Origin of the sequence: Mycobacterium szulgai (genome assembly GCF_002116635.1) — a bacterium.
In the GTDB taxonomy this organism is placed as follows: domain Bacteria; phylum Actinomycetota; class Actinomycetes; order Mycobacteriales; family Mycobacteriaceae; genus Mycobacterium; species Mycobacterium szulgai.
This window is the reverse complement of record NZ_LQPW01000018.1, coordinates 1-1751: the sequence shown is the minus strand read 5'-3', so window position 1 is coordinate 1751 and position 1751 is coordinate 1. Positions and strand designations below refer to the sequence as shown.

Here is a 1751-nt window from a genome sequence, read left to right as displayed (position 1 = left end):
TGCGGGGCGGGGAGTCGGTGTTGGTGCATGCCGCTGCCGGTGGGGTCGGGATGGCTGCGGTGCAGCTGGCTCGGTATTGGGGGTTGGAGGTGTTTGGCACCGCAAGTGTGGGCAAGTGGGACACGTTGCGGGATTTGGGTCTTGATGAGGAGCATATCGCCAGTTCGCGCAGTGTGGAGTTCGCTGAGAAGTTTTTGGCCGTCACCGGCGGGCGCGGGGTGGATGTGGTGCTTAACGCGTTGGCGGGGGAGTTCGTGGACGCGTCGCTGCGGTTGTTGTCGGTTGGGGGTCGTTTCCTGGAGATGGGTAAGACCGACATCCGCGATCCCGCTGTGGTTGTCAAGCAGCGTCTCGGGGTGGCTTATCAGGCGTTCGATCTGCTGGAGGTCGGCCCGCAGCGCAAACAGCAGATGCTGGCCGAGGTGGCGAGACTATTTGAGGCGGGTGTGCTGCACCCGCTGCCGGTCACCGGCTTCGAGGTGCGCCGGGCCGCGGCTGCCTACCGGTTTGTCAGTCAGGCCCGCCATATCGGCAAAGTGGTGTTGAGGATGCCGGTGTTCGATCCGGCGGGCACTGTGTTGATCACCGGGGGCACTGGCGGGTTGGGCATGACGCTGGCTCGGCATCTGGTGGCCCATTACGGGGTGCGACATCTGATGTTAGTGAGCCGGCGTGGGATGGCCGCCGAGGGTGCCGACGAGCTGGTGGATCAGCTAGGCCAGGCGGGGGCGCAGGTGCAGGTGGCCACCTGTGATGTTGCTGACCGCGACGCGCTGGCCGGGGTATTGGCGGCCATACCGGCGCGGTCCCCGCTGTCGGCGGTGGTGCACGCCGCCGGGGTGCTGGATGACGCGGTCATTGCATCGCTGACACCGCAGCGAGTGGATGCCGTGTTGCGGCCCAAGGTCGACGCGGCGTGGAATCTGCATGAGTTGACTCAGGACCAGGATTTGTCGGCGTTTGTGATGTTCTCCTCGATGGCCGGTGTGATGGGGACTGCGGGGCAAGCCAATTACGCGGCCGCCAACGCCTTTCTGGATGGGTTGGCCGCATACCGGCGGGAGGCGGGTCTGCCGGCGACCTCGCTGGCGTGGGGGCTATGGGAAGAGGCCAGCGCCATGACCGGGCAGCTTGGGGCCCAGGATGTGGCCAGGCTGAGTCGGGGTGGCCTGTTGGCGATGCCATCGCGGGAAGCCCTGGACTTGTTCGACACCGCGTTGGCCCTCGATCAGTGCTGCGTGGCGCCGGCCCGGCTGGATACAGGCAGGTTGTCATCTTCGTCAGAAGGGTTGCCGGTCTTGTTCGCCGGCCTGGTGAATGCCCGGCGACGGTCGCTGGTCGGGCACCGGGCCGCGGCTTCGTCGGGTTCGGTATTGGCGCAGCGCCTGGCCGGGCTCTCTGATGAGCAACAACAATCGCTGCTCTCGCAGCTTATGTACTCCCATGTGGCCACTGTCTTGGGCGCTGATCCGGACACCATCGAAGCCGACCGCGCGTTCCAGGATCAGGGTTTTGATTCCCTGACCGCTGTCGAGCTGCGTAACCGGCTGCAAACCGCGACCGGGCTCGCGTTATCACCCACGCTCATCTTCGACCACCCCACACCGGCCGCCCTCACCGAACACCTACGCCAACTGATCAACGGAACAACCCGCGAAGTTGCAAGTGGGCCGGTGGTGGGTGCGCCGGTGCGGGTTGAGGAGCCTATTGCGGTGGTGGGGATGGGGTGTCGGTTTCCGGGTGGGGTGGAG

The 1751-nt window shown here is 65.7% G+C and carries 1 protein-coding gene; it reads left to right on the top strand.

Going from position 1 to position 1751, the window contains the following annotated elements; translation table 11 throughout:
* Window positions 1–1751: SDR family NAD(P)-dependent oxidoreductase (locus AWC27_RS04655; RefSeq protein WP_139836770.1), on the top strand; the 1751-nt coding region annotated here is incomplete at both ends.